Annotated in this window: 14 protein-coding genes and 1 tRNA gene; 6 read left to right on the plus strand and 9 right to left on the minus strand. The window is 47.0% G+C overall.

The window, feature by feature from the left end:
* Positions 1–110 precede the first annotated feature (110 nt).
* A complete protein-coding gene (dnaK, locus tag SD450_RS15945; protein WP_318345449.1) occupies positions 111–2,027 on the plus strand; it encodes a molecular chaperone DnaK in 1,917 nt (638 codons plus the stop codon).
* Between the two features lie 191 nt (positions 2,028–2,218).
* The gene (locus SD450_RS15950; RefSeq protein ID WP_318345450.1) at positions 2,219–4,612 is read left to right on the plus strand and encodes a TonB-dependent receptor; all 2,394 of its coding nucleotides are present in this window, start codon (positions 2,219–2,221) and stop codon (positions 4,610–4,612) included.
* A 60-nt stretch (positions 4,613–4,672) separates the two neighbouring features.
* Here SD450_RS15950 and SD450_RS15955 read toward each other — a convergent pair whose 3' ends face one another.
* Complete coding sequence (locus SD450_RS15955) at positions 4,673–5,317, minus strand: response regulator transcription factor (RefSeq protein ID WP_318345451.1); 645 nt, start codon at positions 5,315–5,317, stop codon at positions 4,673–4,675.
* 699 nt (positions 5,318–6,016) lie between these two features.
* Complete coding sequence (locus SD450_RS15960; protein WP_318345452.1) at positions 6,017–6,865, minus strand: TolB-like translocation protein; 849 nt, start codon at positions 6,863–6,865, stop codon at positions 6,017–6,019.
* Between the two features lie 358 nt (positions 6,866–7,223).
* Between SD450_RS15960 and SD450_RS15965 the strand changes: the two genes are divergently transcribed.
* A complete protein-coding gene (locus tag SD450_RS15965; protein WP_318345453.1) occupies positions 7,224–8,708 on the plus strand; it encodes a potassium/proton antiporter in 1,485 nt (494 codons plus the stop codon).
* 9 nt (positions 8,709–8,717) lie between these two features.
* Here the strand turns inward: SD450_RS15965 and SD450_RS15970 are convergent, their stop codons facing one another.
* The 3 genes from SD450_RS15970 to SD450_RS15980 form a co-directional block, all read right to left on the minus strand.
* Positions 8,718–9,056, minus strand: a complete 339-nt coding sequence (locus SD450_RS15970; protein WP_318345454.1) for a tRNA-binding protein — start codon at positions 9,054–9,056, stop codon at positions 8,718–8,720.
* 64 nt (positions 9,057–9,120) lie between these two features.
* Positions 9,121–9,504, minus strand: coding sequence for a DoxX family protein (locus SD450_RS15975; RefSeq protein WP_318345455.1), 384 nt, complete (start codon positions 9,502–9,504; stop codon positions 9,121–9,123).
* 231 nt (positions 9,505–9,735) lie between these two features.
* Positions 9,736–11,589 carry a hypothetical protein gene (locus SD450_RS15980; RefSeq protein ID WP_318345456.1) on the minus strand — a complete coding sequence of 618 codons (1,854 nt, stop codon included), beginning with the start codon at positions 11,587–11,589 and terminating at the stop codon, positions 9,736–9,738.
* A 285-nt stretch (positions 11,590–11,874) separates the two neighbouring features.
* On the opposite strand from SD450_RS15980, the gene SD450_RS15985 reads away from it, so the two are divergent.
* A complete protein-coding gene (locus SD450_RS15985) occupies positions 11,875–13,071 on the plus strand; it encodes a TlpA family protein disulfide reductase (RefSeq protein WP_318345457.1) in 1,197 nt (398 codons plus the stop codon).
* 66 nt (positions 13,072–13,137) lie between these two features.
* Here the strand turns inward: SD450_RS15985 and SD450_RS15990 are convergent.
* A tRNA-Ser gene (locus SD450_RS15990) sits at positions 13,138–13,222 on the minus strand.
* Between the two features lie 126 nt (positions 13,223–13,348).
* Between SD450_RS15990 and SD450_RS15995 the strand changes: the two genes are divergently transcribed.
* Together SD450_RS15995 and SD450_RS16000 are read left to right on the plus strand one after the other, a co-directional pair.
* Positions 13,349–14,107 (plus strand): sulfite exporter TauE/SafE family protein, encoded by a 759-nt coding sequence (locus SD450_RS15995; protein WP_318345458.1) that lies wholly within the window; start codon positions 13,349–13,351, stop codon positions 14,105–14,107.
* Positions 14,108–14,126: 19 nt separating this feature from the next.
* A complete protein-coding gene (locus tag SD450_RS16000) occupies positions 14,127–15,320 on the plus strand; it encodes a DegT/DnrJ/EryC1/StrS family aminotransferase (protein WP_318345459.1) in 1,194 nt (397 codons plus the stop codon).
* 513 nt (positions 15,321–15,833) lie between these two features.
* Here the strand turns inward: SD450_RS16000 and SD450_RS16005 are convergent.
* The 3 genes from SD450_RS16005 to SD450_RS16015 form a co-directional block, all read right to left on the minus strand.
* Entirely contained in the window at positions 15,834–17,414 is a 1,581-nt protein-coding gene (locus tag SD450_RS16005; RefSeq protein WP_318345460.1) for a BspA family leucine-rich repeat surface protein, read from the minus strand.
* Between the two features lie 13 nt (positions 17,415–17,427).
* Positions 17,428–17,691: a hypothetical protein gene (locus tag SD450_RS16010; RefSeq protein ID WP_318345461.1), complete on the minus strand. Its 264-nt coding sequence runs from the start codon at positions 17,689–17,691 to the stop codon at positions 17,428–17,430.
* A gap of 288 nt (positions 17,692–17,979) precedes the next feature.
* The coding region (locus tag SD450_RS16015; protein ID WP_318345462.1) for a BspA family leucine-rich repeat surface protein at positions 17,980–19,472 on the minus strand (1,493 nt) is incomplete at its 5' end.

Raw genomic sequence — 19,472 nt, forward strand, 5'->3', positions numbered from 1 at the left:
ATTTTTCAATTTGCTGACACCTTGTCATATTCTCGCCCATGGCATAATCATTGACACTTCATGACCAAGGACAAAAAATAATTTTTAAACAGATATAACTTTTAGATACGATGAGCAAAATTATAGGTATAGACTTGGGTACGACCAACTCCTGCGTCTCTGTAATGGAAGGAAACGAGCCTGTGGTGATTCCAAATGCCGAAGGTAAGCGCACGACCCCATCCATGATCGCCTTTGTGGAAGGCGGGGAGATCAAGGTAGGCGACCCAGCTAAAAGACAGGCGGTGACCAATCCCCACAAAACGATTTATTCCATCAAGCGATTCATGGGGAACAAATACTCCGAATCGCAAAAGGAAGCGGATAGGGTGCCCTACAAAGTGGTGAAAGGCGACAACGATACCCCAAGGGTGGATATCGATGGTCGTTTGTACACCCCACAAGAACTATCGGCCATGATCCTTCAGAAAATGAAGAAAACTGCCGAAGATTACTTGGGACAAGACGTGACCAGGGCGGTGATCACCGTTCCTGCCTATTTCAACGATTCCCAACGACAAGCCACCAAGGAAGCCGGTGAGATTGCCGGTCTGACCGTGGAGCGAATCATCAACGAACCGACCGCAGCCTCTTTGGCCTACGGTCTGGACAAGAAGGACAAGGACCAAAAAATTGTGGTATTCGACTTTGGTGGAGGTACGCACGATGTTTCCATCCTAGAATTGGGTGACGGTGTATTCGAAGTATTGGCCACAGATGGGGATACCCACTTGGGCGGTGACGATGTGGACCAAAAGATCATCGATTGGTTGGCAGAGGAGTTCAAGAAAGATGAGGACATGGACCTTCGAAAAGACCCCATGGCCCTTCAGCGTTTGCGTGAAGCTGCGGAAAAGGCCAAGATTGAGTTGTCATCTTCTGCGCAAACAGAGATCAACTTGCCGTATGTGACCGCGACTGCTTCCGGACCCAAGCACTTGGTAAGGACATTGTCCAGGGCCAAGTTTGAGCAATTGATTGCCGATTTGGTCAAGAGAACCATCGAGCCTTGTGAAAAGGCATTGAAATCTGCCGGACTTTCCAAGAGCGATATCGATGAGATCATCTTGGTAGGTGGTTCCACCCGTATTCCTGCGGTACAGGAAGCTGTGGAAAAATTCTTCGGTAAAAAACCCTCCAAAGGGGTGAACCCAGATGAGGTAGTGGCCGTAGGTGCCGCTATCCAAGGAGGTGTATTGACCGGGGATGTGAAGGATGTACTCTTGTTGGACGTTACCCCACTTTCTTTGGGTATCGAGACCATGGGCGGTGTAATGACCAAATTGATCGAGTCCAACACCACCATTCCAACAAAGAAATCGCAAGTGTTCTCCACTGCGGCGGACAATCAACCTTCGGTGGAAATCCACGTGTTGCAAGGAGAGCGCCCCATGGCCGCCGACAACAAGACCATTGGTAGGTTCCACTTGGACGGTATTCCACCAGCGCCCAGAGGTACCCCTCAGATTGAAGTGACCTTCGATATCGATGCCAATGGTATCATCAAGGTTTCTGCGACTGATAAGGCCACGAACAAGACCCAGGATATCCGTATCGAGGCGTCTTCAGGTCTGACCGAGGAAGAGATCAAAAAGATGAAAGCCGAAGCTGAGGCCAATGCCGAAGCGGACAAAAAAGCGAAGGAAACCGCTGATAAGTTGAACGAGGCCGACGGCATGATCTTCCAGACCGAAAAGCAATTGAAGGAGTTTGGCGATAAATTGTCCGATGACAAGAAAAAGCCCATCGAGGATGCTTTGGAAGAATTGAAGAAGGCATACGAAAGTAGGGATGTAGCCGTAATAGAACCTGCGTTGAACAAAATCAACGAAGCCTGGAAAGTCGCTTCCGAGGAAATGTACAAGGCCCAAGCCGATGCGGCGCAGGCCAATGGTTCAGCAGGTGCTTCCGCTGGAGCGGATAGCGCAGCAGGAGGAGCCAAGGAAGGTGATAACGTTGAAGACGTTGACTTCGAGGAAGTGAAATAATTATTCCACATCAAATAATCAAAAAAGGCCCCGACATTTATGTCGGGGCCTTTTTATTTTAATCCTGTACAATCAATCATAATCAAAATCACGCTTTCCATTTTTTTGTATCTTTAAGCAAACCAAGTGATTGGTGTAAATTTCCTCCCCCATTGTATGTAATGTGATTTATTTCCTAAATTCCAAATAGTATGGAAAATACATCTCGAAGCTCATTTTCAACATTCTTTGTTTCTTTCTTCTGTTTGACCGTGGGATTTTCTCAGAGTTTGGATTTCAATCACGACCATTCCAAATGGGATGGACTGTCGTTCTATCTTCAGGATAATTTTAAGGACTCCCTGTCGCTATGGCCAGAACGAGTGATACTCCAAGTTGCCAATACGCATATAAATGCAGACGAACCTCTTTTTTTCAAAGCATATATCACAACTGAGAAAGTACCCAAGCGATATAGCAAAAGTGGCGTGCTGAATTTGGAATTGTTGGATGATAGTGGGACTTTGTTGAAGCGACAGTTCCACAAAATAGTCGATGGTATGGTCGAAGGGCAATTGGAACTGCCCAAAAATAGTGCTTCGGGCAACTACAATGTCAGGGCATATACCCGCTGGTCACAGAATTATGGCCCCGCATATGTTGCATTGCAAAAGATCCAGATAGGGGCTTTGGTCAATGGGGAAGAGGTGATGGACATGGCTTCTGGAATTTCAATCATGCCTGAAGGTGGCACACTTTTGAGCGATCATGAAAATAGAATCATTATCAGAATCCCTGACCAGACAGATACTCCGAATAGGGTCGCTAGAATATTGGATGAAAACAGGCAGGAGGTAGCACAGGTGTCCTTTTATTCCTCGGAATTGGGCACGGCCATTTTCAAGCCCCAGAAAGACAAGCTGTACCAGTTGGAATTGGAAGATGGCACCCTTTGTCCCATACAGAAAGCCAAAGCTGATGGTTTTCTTTTACAGGTGAACAATTTGGACGAAGATCTAGCCAAGATTCGGATTACGGCTTCTACCAGTACTCCAGATTCCAAGGTTACATTGATAGGTACAGCTGGTGGAATCAATTATTTTGAAAAGAAGTTGGATTTTCGTGACAGTAAGGTTTTGGATGTGGAACTTTCCAAAGCAAGCTTCCCTCGTGGCGTATGTATGTTGAAATTGGTTGACAATCTAGGTGAAGAATTGGCCCACAGGCCCATCTGGATAGCTGGTGAAAGGCTTCAAATACAAATAGAACCACTGGGTCTGGACACTAACATGGCTTTGAAAAGCTATAAGATAAAAGTGACCGACCATGAAAATATACCCATAAAATCACAGCTGTCCATAAGTGCCAATAGATATGATTCATCCACAGGAATAATGGGGCCAGAAAATCGGTCACCATTTTCAGGAATCTTTGAGGAAGATAAAGTTACGGATCACAGAAAGGAGTCCTTTTTAAAGGATCTTGATCTTTTGTCATCAACCGAAAAAATGGTGGCTGAAATGTTGGACAACGACATAAGATATTCCTTTCAAAAAGGATTGGAAATCATGGGCCACGCCTATGACTTGAACAATTCACTATTGATTCATACAAAAATACAGATAGTGGCGACAAGCGAGAAGGATGTTTGGGTCGGGGAAGCTGAAACGAATGCCCAAGGGCTATTGAAATTAGTGGATATACAGATAGAGGGCCAAGCGACATTGGTAGCCAGGACCAAAGGAGACGATGTGAAATCCCGATTGGTGAAAATTGTTCCTATTCAAACAATGGAAAAGAAAAGAGAGGTGCTAATGCCTTATGTGTCCGAAAATCCAAAGAAACTGGTCGACGAACAATCAATGGCTTCCAAGGAACCATCCAATATGGAAAAACTAGAAAAAACTATAGAACTGGACGAAGTGGAGGTGGTGGAAAAAAAGTTGGAAAAACAGAAATATGCGCCATCCATATATGGTATCGATGTGCCTCCGCAGCGCGTAAGGTATCAAGATTTTGAACGGCCTAAAAGCATCCTACAAATGCTTTCCGAATTGCCTGGAGTTGTTGTAAACGGCGCTGAAACATTGTATCCATCTGTAAGAGTCATTAGCGCTTCTGGCCCCACTTTATGGGTGTTGGATGGCTTTCCTTTGGCTCAAGTTGGAGGTGGAACCCATTTTGGAACTGCTCCGTTAAACCCTTTAAGTCAAATCACGACCATGGTCAGTGCCCAATCCGTAGAGCGAATAGAATTACTGTTGGGGGCCGATGCAGCAATTTTTGGAAGCAGGGGGTCTGGCGGTGTTTTTGTTATTTATACCCGAAATGGCAGTGAACAGGAACATGTTCGAAGAAAAGAGGGTCAGTTGGTTTTTGAAGGATACACAACCGCTCTTGATTTTAAGGAGTATAAGGAAGGACTTTCCAAAAGAAAAGAGAGTAAGATCAATTTGCTCTACTGGAACCCCAACCTGGAAACCGATGAAAATGGAGAGGCCATCATTGCCATACCCATGCCACTTGAGGGCGCTACTGCCGTCAAAATTGAAGCAAGCACCCTATCATTGGACGGAAAAATGGGTTCGATAAGTATGGTCGATTAAAAATAAGGCTTAAAAAAAGCGGGGTATATCCCCGCTTTTAGTGTAGTAGCATTTTAGAATCTAAGCCGCATTGAGTTGTCGTATTTCCATTTCCTTCAACTTTTGCAAAGCTTCCGATTTGGAGTTCACATTCAGTTTGACGTATATGTTCTGGATGTGGAAATTCACCGCGCTGGGCGTTACACAGAGCCTATCGGCAATCATCTTATAGGTAAAACCTTGGGTGAGCAATTCTATAATCTGGTTTTCCTTTCGGGAGAACGACTCAAAGCTCTTTGTCTGGAAGGAGTTGATGATCTTTTTGGCCACATCGTGTTCCAAGGCCACGCCATGGAGTTGCAAGGCCTCCAAAGCATTGAAGAGCCTTTCCTTGGTGAGGGGTTTGATGAGGTAGCCCGAAGCTCCTTTCTTAAAGGCCTCTTTGATGAGTTTAAAATCATTTTTTTTGCTCATCATCAGTACCTTTAGGTCTTCATTTTTCCGTAGGAAATAATCCAGGCCATCTATTCCGGAGATGCCATTGAGCTGTGCCTCACAAATGATGATATCGGGATGCGAACGGCCAAAATTGGACAGTAGCCCATGTACGGATTTGTAGATTCCGTGGAGTTCATACCCGACATTTTCACTGAAATAAAGCCGATAAATAGGGTCGAGTGCCTCATCATTGTCGATGATGGCAATTTTTAATGCATTTGTTTTCATGATAAGAAAGATTTGGGGGGATTGATAACTTTTTACATTTTTCTTTGAATTTAAAGGTTTGCAATAGGGCATAAAGAGCCCGTTCCACAGTCTGAAAGTGTTGGAAAAGGGGTGTAAAATGCCGGTTCAAGCTCTTGGACGACCAAAAACTTGTGCCATACAGACCCATTCCTGGACTTTCAATCCGGGTGAGATCCTAAAAGGATCAGGTCAAAAAATAAAGTTTAGAAGAGGTAGGTTGCCTTCTTAAAATAAAGGATCCAAATGAGGTTTAGGGATGCCTTTTTTCCGAGAGTTGTAGTTTTTTTTCATGACTAATAGATTTGGGATTGTATTGTTTCAAGAGTTAAAGTATAATTTTTTTGCATTGCATAGAATTTTTTGTAGTTCTTTTCGTTCAAATGCACCTGCTTGTACCGTCCTCAAAATCCAGAATAAAGGCTAATATGAAAATGATAAGCGTCTAATTAGTTGTATATCAAAACTATAAACAAAAAAATAGGATGCTTTTGAGAGCATCCTATTCTTGGTGAAAAAATCGGTCAGATTGAAATAATACAACCCGCTTTCTATGATAGACTGTCAGTTCCCCCTGTCTTTCTTATCATGGTCATGAGTGTTTCGAATTCTCGGCTATGAAACGCATCAGTTGACACTTTACCAGGTAGTTGACCGATTTTTAGTCATTATATTTTCATATTATTTGTCCTCGAAGGAGGCATTGGTGTATTTATATTCGGACCCTACGTTCATTGCCGTTTGCAGCTCAATGTCCCTTTGGGCAATGTCCTTGTAATCATCTTGTTTTTCAGCACGACCGTAGGCCACGGTATATTGCGATACGGTATTGTTATAGCCCCTGTTGGACACTACCAGTCCCAATTTCTTTTCTGGGCTCAGTTGGATGGCATAGTCATCGCTGTCACTGTTGATGTGGTTGCCCAAGTTGACGGAAGGGGTAAGGGTGTTCTGTACCACTTGGGTGGCATACAGGTCCAATCCGCCATAACCGTCACGTCCTTCGGAAGCGAAGAAGAGCAAGGTACCGTTGTAGATGCTGGGGTAAAGCTCGTCCTCTTTGGTGTTCACTTTTGGGCCTAGGTTCTTGGAGACGCCAAGGCTACCATCTTTATTGATGTCGGCCACATAAATGTCATATTTTCCATAACTGCCTTTCATGTTCGATGCAAAGAACAGTCGTTTTCCGTCATCGGAAACAGTGGGGTGCTTGGCAGAGTAGTGCTGCGGGCAAACATCCATTTTGGTAATGTTGGTCCATTTACCGTTGATGTATTCCGTGCGGTAGATCTCGTGGATCAATTCTTTTTTGGAGAAAACTCCATATAGTGGTTTCTGATAGGTGGCCTTGCTGAAGTAGGCAATTTTCCCATCCTTGGTGACAGACATGGAGGGCACATAACCATCTACGGTGGAAACACCTCCGTTTATGTTCTCATCTATCATTTCTTTTGCCATTTGTCCAAAAGTGCTTTGGGTGGCAAGAATCATTCCTGAAACAAGTAGGCTGTAAATTGTAGATCGTGTCATGATGTATAGATTTGGGGGTTAATACATGACAAAGATTAAAAAGAAACCAAGCAAATACTTATCAATTTTTCATAGGTTTTCACTTTTAACGACTAAAAAGTGTATTTCATCGAATAAATTTTAGCTATTTAACAATCAAATGGATTGAATGATACCGATAAACGAACTTTTTGTGCCAATGAACGACTCAAAATCGGAATGGATGGAAATGGACATCCGGCCATCAGAGAAGGGACAATCTGTCCATACATTGGGTAAATTCGATTAACTTCGCCATCTTGATAAACGCCCAAGAAGCATAGTTTGGTACATTTTTTAACCACTATTCTGAAACCACGAACGGAACCATTCTGAAAATATGAGCATTACCATAGAGAACATCATCCTTATTGGCTCTGTACTGCTTTTGATCAGTATCATTGCCGGTAAGACCAGTTACCGTTTTGGCGTGCCCACCCTCTTGCTGTTCTTGACGATAGGGATGTTGGCGGGATCGGACGGTATTGGCGGCATTTATTTTGACAATCCCAAGATTGCCCAGTTTGTGGGCGTGGTCTCCTTGAACTTCATTCTGTTTTCCGGGGGGCTGGACACCAACTGGCAATCGGTGAGGCCCGTACTGAAGGAAGGGATAGCCCTTTCCACCGTGGGGGTTTTGCTCACGGCCGTGGGTTTGGGCTATTTTGTGTATGTGATCACCGATTTTGGGCTGTATGAAAGTTTGTTGCTGGGCGCCATTGTTTCCTCTACGGACGCGGCTGCAGTGTTTTCCATATTAAGGGGAAAGAACCTCGCCCTCAAAAAGAACCTGAGACCAACACTGGAACTGGAGAGTGGAAGTAACGATCCCATGGCCTATGTGCTGACCATCGCTTTCCTGTCGTTGGTGCAAGAGCCGGAGAAAAGCATCCTTTCCGTACTACCGCTATTTTTTATGCAAATGGTGATCGGTGGTATTGCAGGTTTTCTTTTCGGGAAACTGAGCAAGATCATCATCAACCGCATCCAGTTGGATTTTGAAGGACTTTATCCCGTGCTGACCATCGCCCTGATGTTCATAACCTTTTCGGCGACCGACTTTGTAGGGGGCAACGGATTTTTGGCCATATACATCTGTTCGGTATATCTGGGGAACCAGAACCTGATACACAAAAAGACCATTATGCGGATGTTCGATGGGCTGGCTTGGCTGATGCAGATTGCCCTCTTCTTGACATTGGGGCTACTGGTCTTTCCTTCGCAGATTGTGCCTTTTATTGGGATAGGGCTCATCATCTCGCTCTTTTTGATCTTTGTGGCCCGTCCTGCCGCGGTGTTCATTTCGTTGTTGCCCTTCCGGATGAAGTTAAGGCGCAGGTTCTATATTTCCTGGGTAGGGTTGAGGGGTGCCGTACCCATTGTTTTTGCCACTTATCCGCTCTTGGCGGGCATAGAGAAGGCCAACATGATATTCAACATTGTGTTCTTTGTGTCGCTGACGTCTGTGCTCATACAGGGCAGTACACTTTCCCTTGTGGCCAAATGGCTGCACGTGGGGCTGCCAGAAAATGTAAAGCCGCTATCACCCACGGATGAACTCCTCACGGAACATCCCAAGGCCATCATGAAGGAAATTACCATACAAGAAGGTTGTCCCACCGTCGGCTTGAAGATTGTGAACCTGAACTTTCCCAAGAAGGCCATCATCGCCATGATAGAACGCGATGGAAACTACCTGACCCCCAATGGCTCAACTGAACTGCGGGCAAACGATAGGTTGGTGGTGCTCACGGACAAGCCCGAGATCTTAGAGAAGGTCTATGAGTCTTTATCGTTGTCCGGGGCCAATGTGTCCGAAGGATAAAAATGTTCCTTAACCGATCCGCGTGCCGTTTTCTACACGTCTTTCCGGTTGGATCAAGGTGACTTCACCGTTGTCACCCACACCACCCAAGACCAAACATTCGCTCATCATGTTGGCAATCTGTTTCGGTGGAAAGTTGACCACGGCCACTACCTGTTTTCCGACCAGTTCTTCAGGTTGGTAAAGTTTGGTGATCTGAGCGGAGGTTTTTCGCTGTCCCAAAGGGCCAAAGTCAACGAGCATTTTGTAGGCGGGGTTCCGTACCTCTTCAAACGTCTCGGCCGATAGGATGGTGCCCACCACCATTTCCACTTTCATAAAATCGCTCCAGGTCAAATTTTCAGACATTGTGTTCTTTTTTGAGGGATTAAAAATAACCTCAATTTGACAAAGCCCCTATGCTTTGTATGAATTATCTTTTGAAGAGGGGAATCCGGTCACGCTGCATCCAGACCAAAGCCGTGCAGCACACAAAAGTGATAAGGGCCAGAATGAACAAAGTGCCACCATCATCCTGAATGACAATCCCAAGTGTGGTGATATGGGAGAAAAGTGCGCCGGCCATGATTCCCATTCCCAGCAGCGCCCCTATCCATGTGGTCCGTGGAATAAGAAGGAGCACAGCGGCAATGAGTTCCACAACGCCCAAACCAATACGTCCATAAGGCTCCAACTCCAATGTTTCAAATATGAACACCGATTCTGGGGCGGCAGTAAACTTAAAATACAAGGTTTGCAGTAGAATGACCGCGGGAACGATACGGAGCAGCGTAGAGGCAATTCGTTTGGTTTTCATGAAGAATGTGTTTGATTTTCCCCATTGGTCGTAAAACACACTTTCAAATAACTTTTTTCTTAATAAATACCAAAACCTTAAAAATATAAAGAATGCTGTTTAATGCATTAGTGAAAAACAGGACAAACAAAAGTGGGGGCATAATCTGGTTTTCCCACAGTAAAAAAAATATGGTACCCTCATAGAGGCTACATGCACAGGTTTTTTTACAAGCCATTTAAGAATCTCCACTCAAAAGGGAAACTCACTAGTTGGTAACCATTGTGGTCCTTCTGACTTGAACACACGCTCTTTAAAAGGCGATGCTATATAAAAGGGAACGGATGGAACCAATACGTTTTGAATGTATTCTTGATAGGAAGTGAAGGCCGAATAGTTTTCGGCCGCGCCTTGTTTTATTTCAAATGATTTGTTGGCAAACATTGAGGTAACGGCTTCGGGAAACAACCCTTCAGGTATTTCAGGTATGACCGGATTTGTATTCTGACCATCAAAAATAAATTCTATTTTAACCGATGGGTTTTCCGGTGTAAGCAATCCAGCACCAGAACTTGTACCTGTCAATCGAAGACGGCCAACTTCAAAATTAGGTAAGCCTGTAAAACTTAGTTGTTGATTGATGAAACTATAATCGACAGTCGCGTTAGGTACAGTGATCATGGCAGGTATGGTGCCGGAACCCTCGAAGGTGTAGTTCAACAACTGACCCCAATAGGTAGTGTATTCAAAAATATCCGGAAAAACGTATTCATTCGTATAGGAACCACCGGGTCTGAGGTAATCTGCATAAAGCAAATGCCCACTTCTGGCACGGTACATCGCTTCATTTTCATAACCTGTGATTTTAATCAATGTGCTTTGGTAGGTTCGATTTAATTCAAAGCTGTTTGTAACCACATTGGCATTGGAAAAATCCTCTTCGGCCAAGGATGTTCTATTTTGTATGTCACTAAGGAATGCCCATTGATAACTATCCTCAATATTGGAATTGAAGTAACTAATGAATGTCTTGTTCGTTGCCAACTCATTGCTGAACCTTGTAGAGACATGACCGGAAAACTCACCATTGTAATAAATCAATGAATTCCAGGGTCCTGAAGCTCTCATTTGATAACCTTCCTCAAAAAAAGGCACCTCAATATTCAGTAGAGCTGGGGACAAACCTCCAGATTTTTGGTTCAAGGTAATTTCATTACCGAGCATGTTCAATGTAAGATCATGGTACACATAAAAGTTGAATATGGTATTGTCAAAGTCCTCGATAAAGGAAATGGTAAATTCCGTGTCGGGATTTATTTCTTCCATGGTGCAAAATGACAATGTCTCCATTTCACCCGACTCATGCGTTTTGCTATCCATATAATTTCCATCCGTATCTGAAATAATCACATGTACTTTTTCAAGAGTCTTCCTCATGAAGTCGTTCGGAAAGTTGATTCTAAAGAATTGGTTTGCAACGGTAATGGCAATAGAGTCTTTGGAGATATTGCCTGAAGTATCTTCCATAATAAACTTTAGATTCCCTGCACCAATTGGCAGCTCTCCTGGGGTCAACGAAAAAGAGAAGTCGGTCGTACTTTCTTTTTCCAACAGTAATAGGTCATTGAGATAGACTTGAAGTCGTTCAACACTCGTGCCAAGGTCCACGATGTTTGGTTGTAAAGTGGTGTCCTCACAGATGATTTCATTTTCAGAAATAGCATCCAGCACAAGAATTGGCCCTTCATTATCTATCTTTACTGGAATTGTTTTGGTTCCTACTATTTTCCCATCAACATGGGCATTGACCTTTAAAATATGTTCACCGTCCTCGTATTCCCCTGTGTCTATCTGTATGGTATAAGGTAGTGCATTAAATGTATGGATCCTACGATTGTCCAAAAAAACCTCTAAACTGGATATAGCTGCATCACCTATGATGGAGATGGTAATTTCATCCGATGTGATGACATTGCCACTTTCGATATTAAGTCCAATGAGGACATCCTGAATTATCTCTTTCTCTTCTTCGGTCGAAGAATCCTCATTTGTACATGCAATCAATAAAAAAAAGGCTAAGAGGTATAGGATTTCTTTTCTAAACATGATCTCTGGAATTTTATGAATGCTGTACGGTCCATATGACTAGGCATTTACAATTTTAAGTTAAAAAATTAACTTTGACAACTTCCACAGTAGAATGACCGCGGGAACGTTCCGAAGCAGGGTAGAGGCAATTTGTTTGGTTTTTATGAAGAATGTGTTTGATTCCCTCGATTGGTCGTAAAACACATTTTAAACAACTTTTGCGTTTTTTTTAAAGGATGTTTTATTCTTTTTCCTGCAAAAGGTGGATGGGTAAGGCAATTTGCAATTCATTAATTTTACAGGATGAAATTCATATGCCATCTATTATTTTTCCTGACCATTTTGATGGGCGGCTGCTCAAGACCTCCCCTCATTTCGGGCACATTGGACCTTTCCCGGGGGAGTGAATGGCAGCCCAAGATTTACCTTGTCCAACCCGTGAAGTGGGGCGATGTAGGCCAAAGTTTTACAGCCCGTGTTTTGGATTCGGCCGTTGTGGGCAAGGATGGCTATTTTAGTTTTTCCAGATTGCCACATATGGAAACCCCTGCTTTATTGGAATTGACGGTCCAAAAAAAAGGAGTGGGCTATCCCCATCTGCTGGAGAACGAAGATCCCCATACCGATAACTATTTCCCCTTAGTTTGGAAGACTGGGGAATCACTAAAAATACAGGCAGACATCAGCAGGTTCCAAGCCAGTTTGTCGATGGAATCCCCATCCAAGGCAAATGAAGCGATATTACAGCTACGGGACCTGAGGCTAAGGGCTTTTGATGCTTACAGGGAAAGTTCCTCGAACGTGAGTGACGCAGATGAGGCACTGCTGGACCGGGAAAAGAAGCTACTCGATTATCAGCAAGAGCTGATGGAGTTTGCGAACGGCACGGAAGAGCTATTGGCAGCACTCTTGGCCATCCGATGGGTGAGCCCAGAAGGGGATTACGAACGGGTTGCCGAATTTTTGTATGCCCAGGCCCAAGAATGGGGCGCATTGAAGCCAGACCATCCCTGGGTCCAGGAATTGGTACTGAAAGCGGATAAGGAAAACTTGCCCATATTGCAAGGCCATCTGATGCCCCAGTTGGAACTTCCCATGAAAAATGGGGAAACTTTGTTTTTGGATGAGGTGTTGAAGGAAAATAAACTGCTCCTTTTGGATGTTTGGGCCTCTTGGTGCGCCCCCTGCCGTATCGAGAACCGAAATGTGCTGCTGCCTCTCTGGGAGAAGTACCGCCCCGATCATTTCCAGATACTGGCCTACGGGCTGGAAAGTAACGAAAAGGTATGGGCAAATGCCATGGAAAGGGATGGGGCCTACAGATGGCTGCACGCCTCCCATTTGTTGGGCGACCAAAATCCGTTGATGGATGCCCTGCGACTGAAAACCATTCCCGCCAACTTTCTGCTGGACAGTGAGGGCAGGGTGCTGGCCAAAAATTTACATGGTGCGGAGCTCATCCAATTTGTGGAAGGTTATATGGCTGGGCCTACAAAGTAATGGACTGGTGATACTGTCACCCAAAAAACAAAAGCCCCTAAAACAGGGGCTTTTCACGTTATAAAGCGGAGGAAGAGGGATTCGAACCCCCGGAGGTGTGACCCTCAACAGTTTTCAAGACTGCCGCATTCGACCACTCTGCCATTCCTCCAAAAAAATGCGGGCTTGCCCGCCGTAGCCCTTGCGTAGGCGGGTGCAAATATAGGAAGCTTTTTTTATTTATGTGAAAAACAAAAACACTTTATTTTTTGTCATGCATGATGCCTACTTTTATCCCATGCTTGAATGGTATCACTATCTGCTTTTGGTCACGGTGGGCTTTGCGGTGGGTTTCATCAATACGGTTGCTGGTGGCGGATCGTTGCTTTCGCTGCCAACACTCATATTTTTGGGTCTCCCCGCAGCAGTGGCCAATGGCACCAACAGAGTGGCCATCGTGGTGCAGACCGCCATGTCCACGGCAGGGTTCAAGAGCAAGGGAGTGTCCACCTATCCGTTTAATGTATATTTGGGCATTGCCGCCTTCATGGGTTCCATCATCGGGGCCTATATTGCGGTGGACATCAATGGGGAGACTTTTAACAGGATTCTCTCCTTGGTGATGCTGGCCGTGGTCCTTATCATCATATTCAAGCCGAAGATGCGCTTGGAGGAGATGCAGGAGCGGCTCACCGGGAAGTATTTATGGTTGAGCATTGCGGTGTTCTTCTTTTTTGGTATCTATGGGGGCTTCATCAATGCGGGGCTCGGTTTTTTGATGATGTTGTACACACACTACATCAATAGGATGAACCTCGTACGGTCCAATGCCACAAAGGTAGTGGTCGTGTTCATTTATATGTTGTCCGCCCTGGCCGTATTTGCCCTCAACGACAAGGTAAATTGGAAAATGGGGTTCATCTTGGCCATTGGCAACGGGTCGGGTGCTTGGGTGGCGAGCCGCTTCTCCGTGCAAAAAGGAGACGGGTTCATAAAAACGTTCTTGGTCATCGTGGTCATTGTGATGGCCATAAAATTGTGGTTTTTTGATCAATAAATAAGTAAGAGATAAAATAATGCCTGGATTTGAACTTTTTGGAAGCAAGGAAAGAAAGGAAGTACAAGATGTGCTGGATTCCGGAGTGCTGATGCGCTACGGGTTTGAAGGCATGCGCAACGGACACTGGAAGGCCAAACAACTGGAAACCGCCCTATCGGAACGGATGCATGTAAAATATACTCATGTGGTGAGCAGTGGCACTGCCGCATTGACGGTGGCTTTGGCCAGTGCAGGAGTGGGGGCGGGGGACGAGGTGATCATGCCCACTTTCACTTTTGTGGCCAGTTTCGAGTCCATATTGGCCTTGGGGGCCGTTCCCGTTTTGGTGGATATTGATGAAACGCTGACCCTAAATCCATCCGCGGTGGAAAAGGCCATTGGACCAAAGACCAAGGTGGTGATGCCAGTGCACATGTGCGGTTCCATGGCCAACTTGGCCGCATTGCGCGAAATTTGCAACGAACACAAGCTCCTGTTGTTGGAAGATGCCTGCCAGGCCATAGGCGGAAGCTATAAAGGTAAGCCATTGGGCAGTATAGGCGATTTGGGATGCTTCTCTTTTGACTATGTCAAGACCATCACCTGTGGGGAGGGCGGTGCCGTGATTACCAATAACGAAACGTATTACCAAAATGCCCATGCCTATTCGGACCACGGCCATGACCACATCGGAAACGATAGGGGGGCGGAGCAACATCCCTTTCTGGGGTACAACTTCCGGATATCCGAAATGAATGCGGCAGTCGGCTTGGCACAACTTTCCCGACTGGACGAGTTTCTTTCCATCCAAAAAAGGAACTATACCATTTTGAGGGATGCCCTGTCATCAATTCAGGAAATCGTGTTCCGTAGTGTGCCCGAGGGGGGAGAGGAGAACTATTCGTTCCTCAGTTTTTTTCTTCCTTCGGAAGAACTGGCGCAAAAAACCCACAAAATGTTGGGAGAAAATGGCGTGGACGCCTGTTTCTATTGGTACAACAACAACTGGCATTACTATAAAAAGTGGGAACATCTCACCCACATGAAATCGTTGGGACGATTGCCGAAAGAGGTAAGGGAAGCCCTGCCGGACTATTCCAAGGCAGACTTTTCGGAATCGGACCATTGGATGGGCAGGACCATTTCCTGTTTGATCAAACTCAGTTGGACGGAAGAGGAGGTCAAGGAAAGGGCCAAAAGAATGGTGCAAGCCATTAAGAATGTTACCTGAAACCAGGAACGGCAGTATGCAGTGGGCAATCGAAAATTCAAGTTCAAGAACAGAGAAAAAGAGAAAAGACCCAAGAAAATCAGAGACAAGAAACAAGAACCGACTTTTGACATCAAGCACCAAATCCCAAATTCCAATAACCCAGTAACAAAATAACTGAACAACGAAGTCAATGGGCAACTGTCCCCTTGAGTGGACCTTAGGGGTGTTTTACGGTGACACGAACTGCACACATTGACACAAATTAATTTTCAGGCTTCCGACATTCCAATAACCGAATAACCAAATCCCCCAAATGCAAAGTCTATCCTCTATGGTCTAATTTCTTTCATCTATTATGACACTTCTAGCTTCGATGGTCATTAAACTGCCACCCTGCGCATTGGTTGCTGAGCGTAGTCGAAGTAAGTGGAAGGGCTGTCTAAATACAGGCAGGGAGGTCAGGAGGGGCCAAATAAAAAACCACCGAAAGACCCAAGGGCCTCCCGGTGGTTCATAGGTTTGATGCTATACTCAATCACATACTTCCGAACTGCCAAAGGTGATGGTCCAGTTGTTGGGTGCACCGCTGAGGGCCGCGTAGGCAGCGAAGCCGCCGCCGTTCTCGCAGATGTTCACCCCTTCCGCGTTAAGCTCCACATTGGGCTGGACCTCCAAGTTGGACCATCCGATCAGGGTGTTGGAGAAGTTAAGGGCAGACATGCCGCTGTTGTCCAACATGTTGTACATGTGTATTACGCTGGAAATGTCCCAGTTGCCAAGATTCTGATCGAATGCTGTGGCACCATAGAATATGGCGCTCATATAGGCCACGTTGGAGGTATCCCAGCCACTAAGGTCCCTGTTAAAGGCAGTAGCCCCACTGAACATATAGGACATGTCAATCACCTTGGAAGTATCCCACCCACTAATATCCCCGTTAAAGGAGTTGGCCCCGGCGAACATACTACCCATATAGGTCACGTTGGAAGTGTCCCAACCACTTAGGTCGCCATTGAAGGAAGCAGCATTTCGGAACATGTATGACATATCGGTCACCTGGGAGAGATCCGGGGTGTCCGTGGCGTTGAGGACCATATTTGAACACTTAGCGAAGGTGCCGTACATTCTCTCCCACTGGATGCTGCCCCATTGCTCTATGGATTGGAGCATGGTGGGATCCGCTGAGGGCACAAAATCACTTGAAAAGAATACTGCTGGGAACTGCCCCTTGATGGCCACGGTATGGGTACCTGCACTGGCATAGGCATGGGAAGCATCCCCTGTTAACTGCTCCACCGTGCCGTCGCCCCAGTCAATGGTATAGTCGTAGGTGTAATTCACGTTCGTTATAATATAGATTTCCTCATTGTCGGCCTCCGTCTTCCAAGTGGTGACAAAGGAAGTGGGGTCCTCTGCCAGTCCCTCGATCACGTTGGTGACCTTTATGGCCACGGTGGCGGTGGCGCTCTTGTCGCCGTCCCTGGCCTCCACGGTGATGCTGTGTTCGGCCTTGGCCTCGAAGTCCAGTGCCTTGCCCTCCATCAGGGAAAGCTCCCCTGTGGCGGCGTCGACCTCGAAGAGGCCATCGGCATCCGCCGTGATGGCAAAGGAGATCTCGTCCCCATCGGCATCGGAGGCCTCCACGGTGCCGATCACCGCAGTGTCGGCGATGTCCTCTTTTGCGGAGAACTCCTGGTCGGCGATCTCAGGGGCGGTGTTGTTGGGGTCGGTGCCCGTGGGCGACACGTTCACGGTGACCTTGGCGGTGGCGGCCTTGTCGCCGTCGCTTGCCTCCACGGTGATGGTGTGCTGTGCCGTTGTGGCAAAGTCTAGGGACTTGCCCTCTGCCAGTGTGAGTGCCCCTGCGGATGTGATGGCAAAGAGGTCGCCGTCGTTGGCCTTGATGGCAAAGGAGAGCTTGTCGCCGTCCGCATCGGTGGCGGTGACCGTTCCGATGGCATCGGCAGGGGTGATGTCCTCGGAGACGTTGAAGGCCTGGTCGGCGATCACGGGGGCGTTGTTGGCCGGTTCGGGCCCGTCGTCCTTCCCGCAGGACCAGAGAAGGGCAATGGCCAAGAGGGCGGTGCCCAGTTTTTTCGTGATGTTCTTCATAACATATTTTGTTTTAGGGTGAAAAAATAACGGCAAGATGGGGCGATCGGGGGAATGTTTTTGGCACGATCTGACGGATGCCCCGTTTGGGTTGACGGATGGGGTGTTTGGGTTGATGGGGAAAAGTTTCGGGTTTCTGGTTTTCAAGTCCAAAGGGAGGTGGGACAGTGGGTTTTGGGTTCCAAGTTTTGGGTGTTTCAGAACGCAGTATGCAGTTTTCAGTGATCTTTGTCATTCTGAGCGAAGCGAAGAATCTTTTTTCGTTGAGATTCTTCAAACCCTCCATGTTTTCAGAATGACAGGCATTCCGAATAACTCAGTAACTGAATCACCTAATAGATAAGCCACCCAGAACAACTGTCCCCTTGAGGGGACCATAGGGGTGTTTTTCAGGTGACACGAATTGCACAAATGTTCACGAATCAATATTTGGACTTCGGACACTATTCACCAAATTCCAAAAGACCAAATCCCCCAACCAATTGTGGGAGGTCAGGAGGGGCCAAATAAAAAACCACCGAAAGACCCAAGGGCCTCCCGGTGGTTCATAGGTTTGATGCTATACTCAATCACATACTTCCGAACTGCCAAAGGTGATGGTCCAGTTGTTGGGTGCACCGCTGAGGGCCGCATAGGCAGCGAAGCCGCCGCCGTTCTCGCAGATGTTCACCCCGGCAGCGCCAAGGGACACATTGGGCTGGACCTCCAAGTTGGCCCACCCGATCAGGGTATTGGAGAAGTTAAGGGCGGACATGCCGCTGTTGTCCAACATCTGTTCCATGTATTTTACACTGGAAATGTCCCAGTTCCCAAGATCCTTGTCAAATGCCGTGGCCCCTAAGAACATCCTGTTCATATTGACCACATTGGAAGTGTCCCATCCGCTGATGTCCCCGTTGAAGGACGTAGCCCCTCTGAACATATAGGCCATATTGGTCACGTTGGCCGTGTCCCAGCCACTAAGGTCCCCGTTGAAGGAAGCGGCCTCATGGAACATGTCCCTCATATTTGTCACATTGGAGGTGTCCCAACCGCTGATGTCCCCGTGAAAGGAAGTGGCCTTATAGAACATCACCCTCATATCGGTCACTTGGGAGAGGTCTGGCACATCCGTGGCATTGAGGACCATATTTACGCAATAACCAAAAGCTCCGAACATATCTTCCCATTGGATGCTGCCCCATTGTTCTATGGATAATAGTTTATGAGCTGAAGGGTTAAAACCCTCTACATAATTATAAATTGCTGGAAATTTTCCCTTGATGGCCACAGTATGGGTCCCGGGAACGGCATAGATATGTATTAGCTCTCCGCCCGTTGCAATCTGCTCCTCGGTACCATCGCCCCAGTCGATGGTATAGTCATAGGTCAACTGCTGGTCGGTCCAGATGACAACCTCTTCGTTGTCGGCCTCCGTCTTCCAGGTGGTGACAAAGGAGGCGGGGTCCTCCGCAAGACCTTCGACCACGTTGGTGACCTTTATGGCCACGGTGGCGGTGGCGCTCTTGTCGCCGTCCCTGGCCTCCACGGTGATGCTGTGTTCGGCCTTGGCCTCGAAGTCCAGTGCCTTGCCCTCCATCAGGGACAGTTCCCCTGTGGCGGCATCGACCTCGAAGAGGCCATCGGCATCCGCCGTGATGGCGAAGGAGATCTCGTCCCCATCGGCATCGGAGGCCTCCACGGTGCCGATCACCGCGGTGTCGGCGATGTCCTCTTTTGCGGAGAACTCCTGGTCGGCGATCTCGGGGGCGGTGTTGTCCGGGTCGGTGCCCGTGGGTGACACGTTCACGGTGACCTTGGCCGTGGCGGCCTTCTCGCCGTCGCTTGCCTCCACGGTGATGGTGTGCTGTGCCTTGGCGGCGAAGTCCAGGGACTTGCCCTGCGCCAGTGTGAGCGCCCCTGCGGATGTGATGGCAAAGAGGTCGCCGTCGTTGGCCTTGATGGCAAAGGAGAGCTTGTCGCCGTCCGCATCGGTGGCGGTGACCGTTCCGATGGCATCGGCAGGGGTGATGTCCTCGGAGACGTTGAAGGCCTGGTCGGCGATCACGGGGGCGGTGT

Source organism: Flagellimonas baculiformis, assembly GCF_033441575.1.
GTDB lineage: Bacteria > Bacteroidota > Bacteroidia > Flavobacteriales > Flavobacteriaceae > Flagellimonas > Flagellimonas baculiformis.

What these genes read in the sequence shown, in the direction of transcription:
- dnaK (WP_318345449.1), top strand. Translation starts at nt 111, where the DNA reads ATGAGCAAAATTATAGGTATAGACTTGGGTACGACCAACTCCTGCGTC.
- SD450_RS15950 (WP_318345450.1), top strand. Translation starts at nt 2,219, where the DNA reads ATGGAAAATACATCTCGAAGCTCATTTTCAACATTCTTTGTTTCTTTC.
- SD450_RS15955 (WP_318345451.1), bottom strand. Translation starts at nt 5,317, where the DNA reads ATGAAAACAAATGCATTAAAAATTGCCATCATCGACAATGATGAGGCA.
- SD450_RS15960 (WP_318345452.1), bottom strand. Translation starts at nt 6,865, where the DNA reads ATGACACGATCTACAATTTACAGCCTACTTGTTTCAGGAATGATTCTT.
- SD450_RS15965 (WP_318345453.1), top strand. Translation starts at nt 7,224, where the DNA reads ATGAGCATTACCATAGAGAACATCATCCTTATTGGCTCTGTACTGCTT.
- SD450_RS15970 (WP_318345454.1), bottom strand. Translation starts at nt 9,056, where the DNA reads ATGTCTGAAAATTTGACCTGGAGCGATTTTATGAAAGTGGAAATGGTG.
- SD450_RS15975 (WP_318345455.1), bottom strand. Translation starts at nt 9,504, where the DNA reads ATGAAAACCAAACGAATTGCCTCTACGCTGCTCCGTATCGTTCCCGCG.
- SD450_RS15980 (WP_318345456.1), bottom strand. Translation starts at nt 11,589, where the DNA reads ATGTTTAGAAAAGAAATCCTATACCTCTTAGCCTTTTTTTTATTGATT.
- SD450_RS15985 (WP_318345457.1), top strand. Translation starts at nt 11,875, where the DNA reads ATGAAATTCATATGCCATCTATTATTTTTCCTGACCATTTTGATGGGC.
- SD450_RS15995 (WP_318345458.1), top strand. Translation starts at nt 13,349, where the DNA reads ATGCTTGAATGGTATCACTATCTGCTTTTGGTCACGGTGGGCTTTGCG.
- SD450_RS16000 (WP_318345459.1), top strand. Translation starts at nt 14,127, where the DNA reads ATGCCTGGATTTGAACTTTTTGGAAGCAAGGAAAGAAAGGAAGTACAA.
- SD450_RS16005 (WP_318345460.1), bottom strand. Translation starts at nt 17,414, where the DNA reads ATGAAGAACATCACGAAAAAACTGGGCACCGCCCTCTTGGCCATTGCC.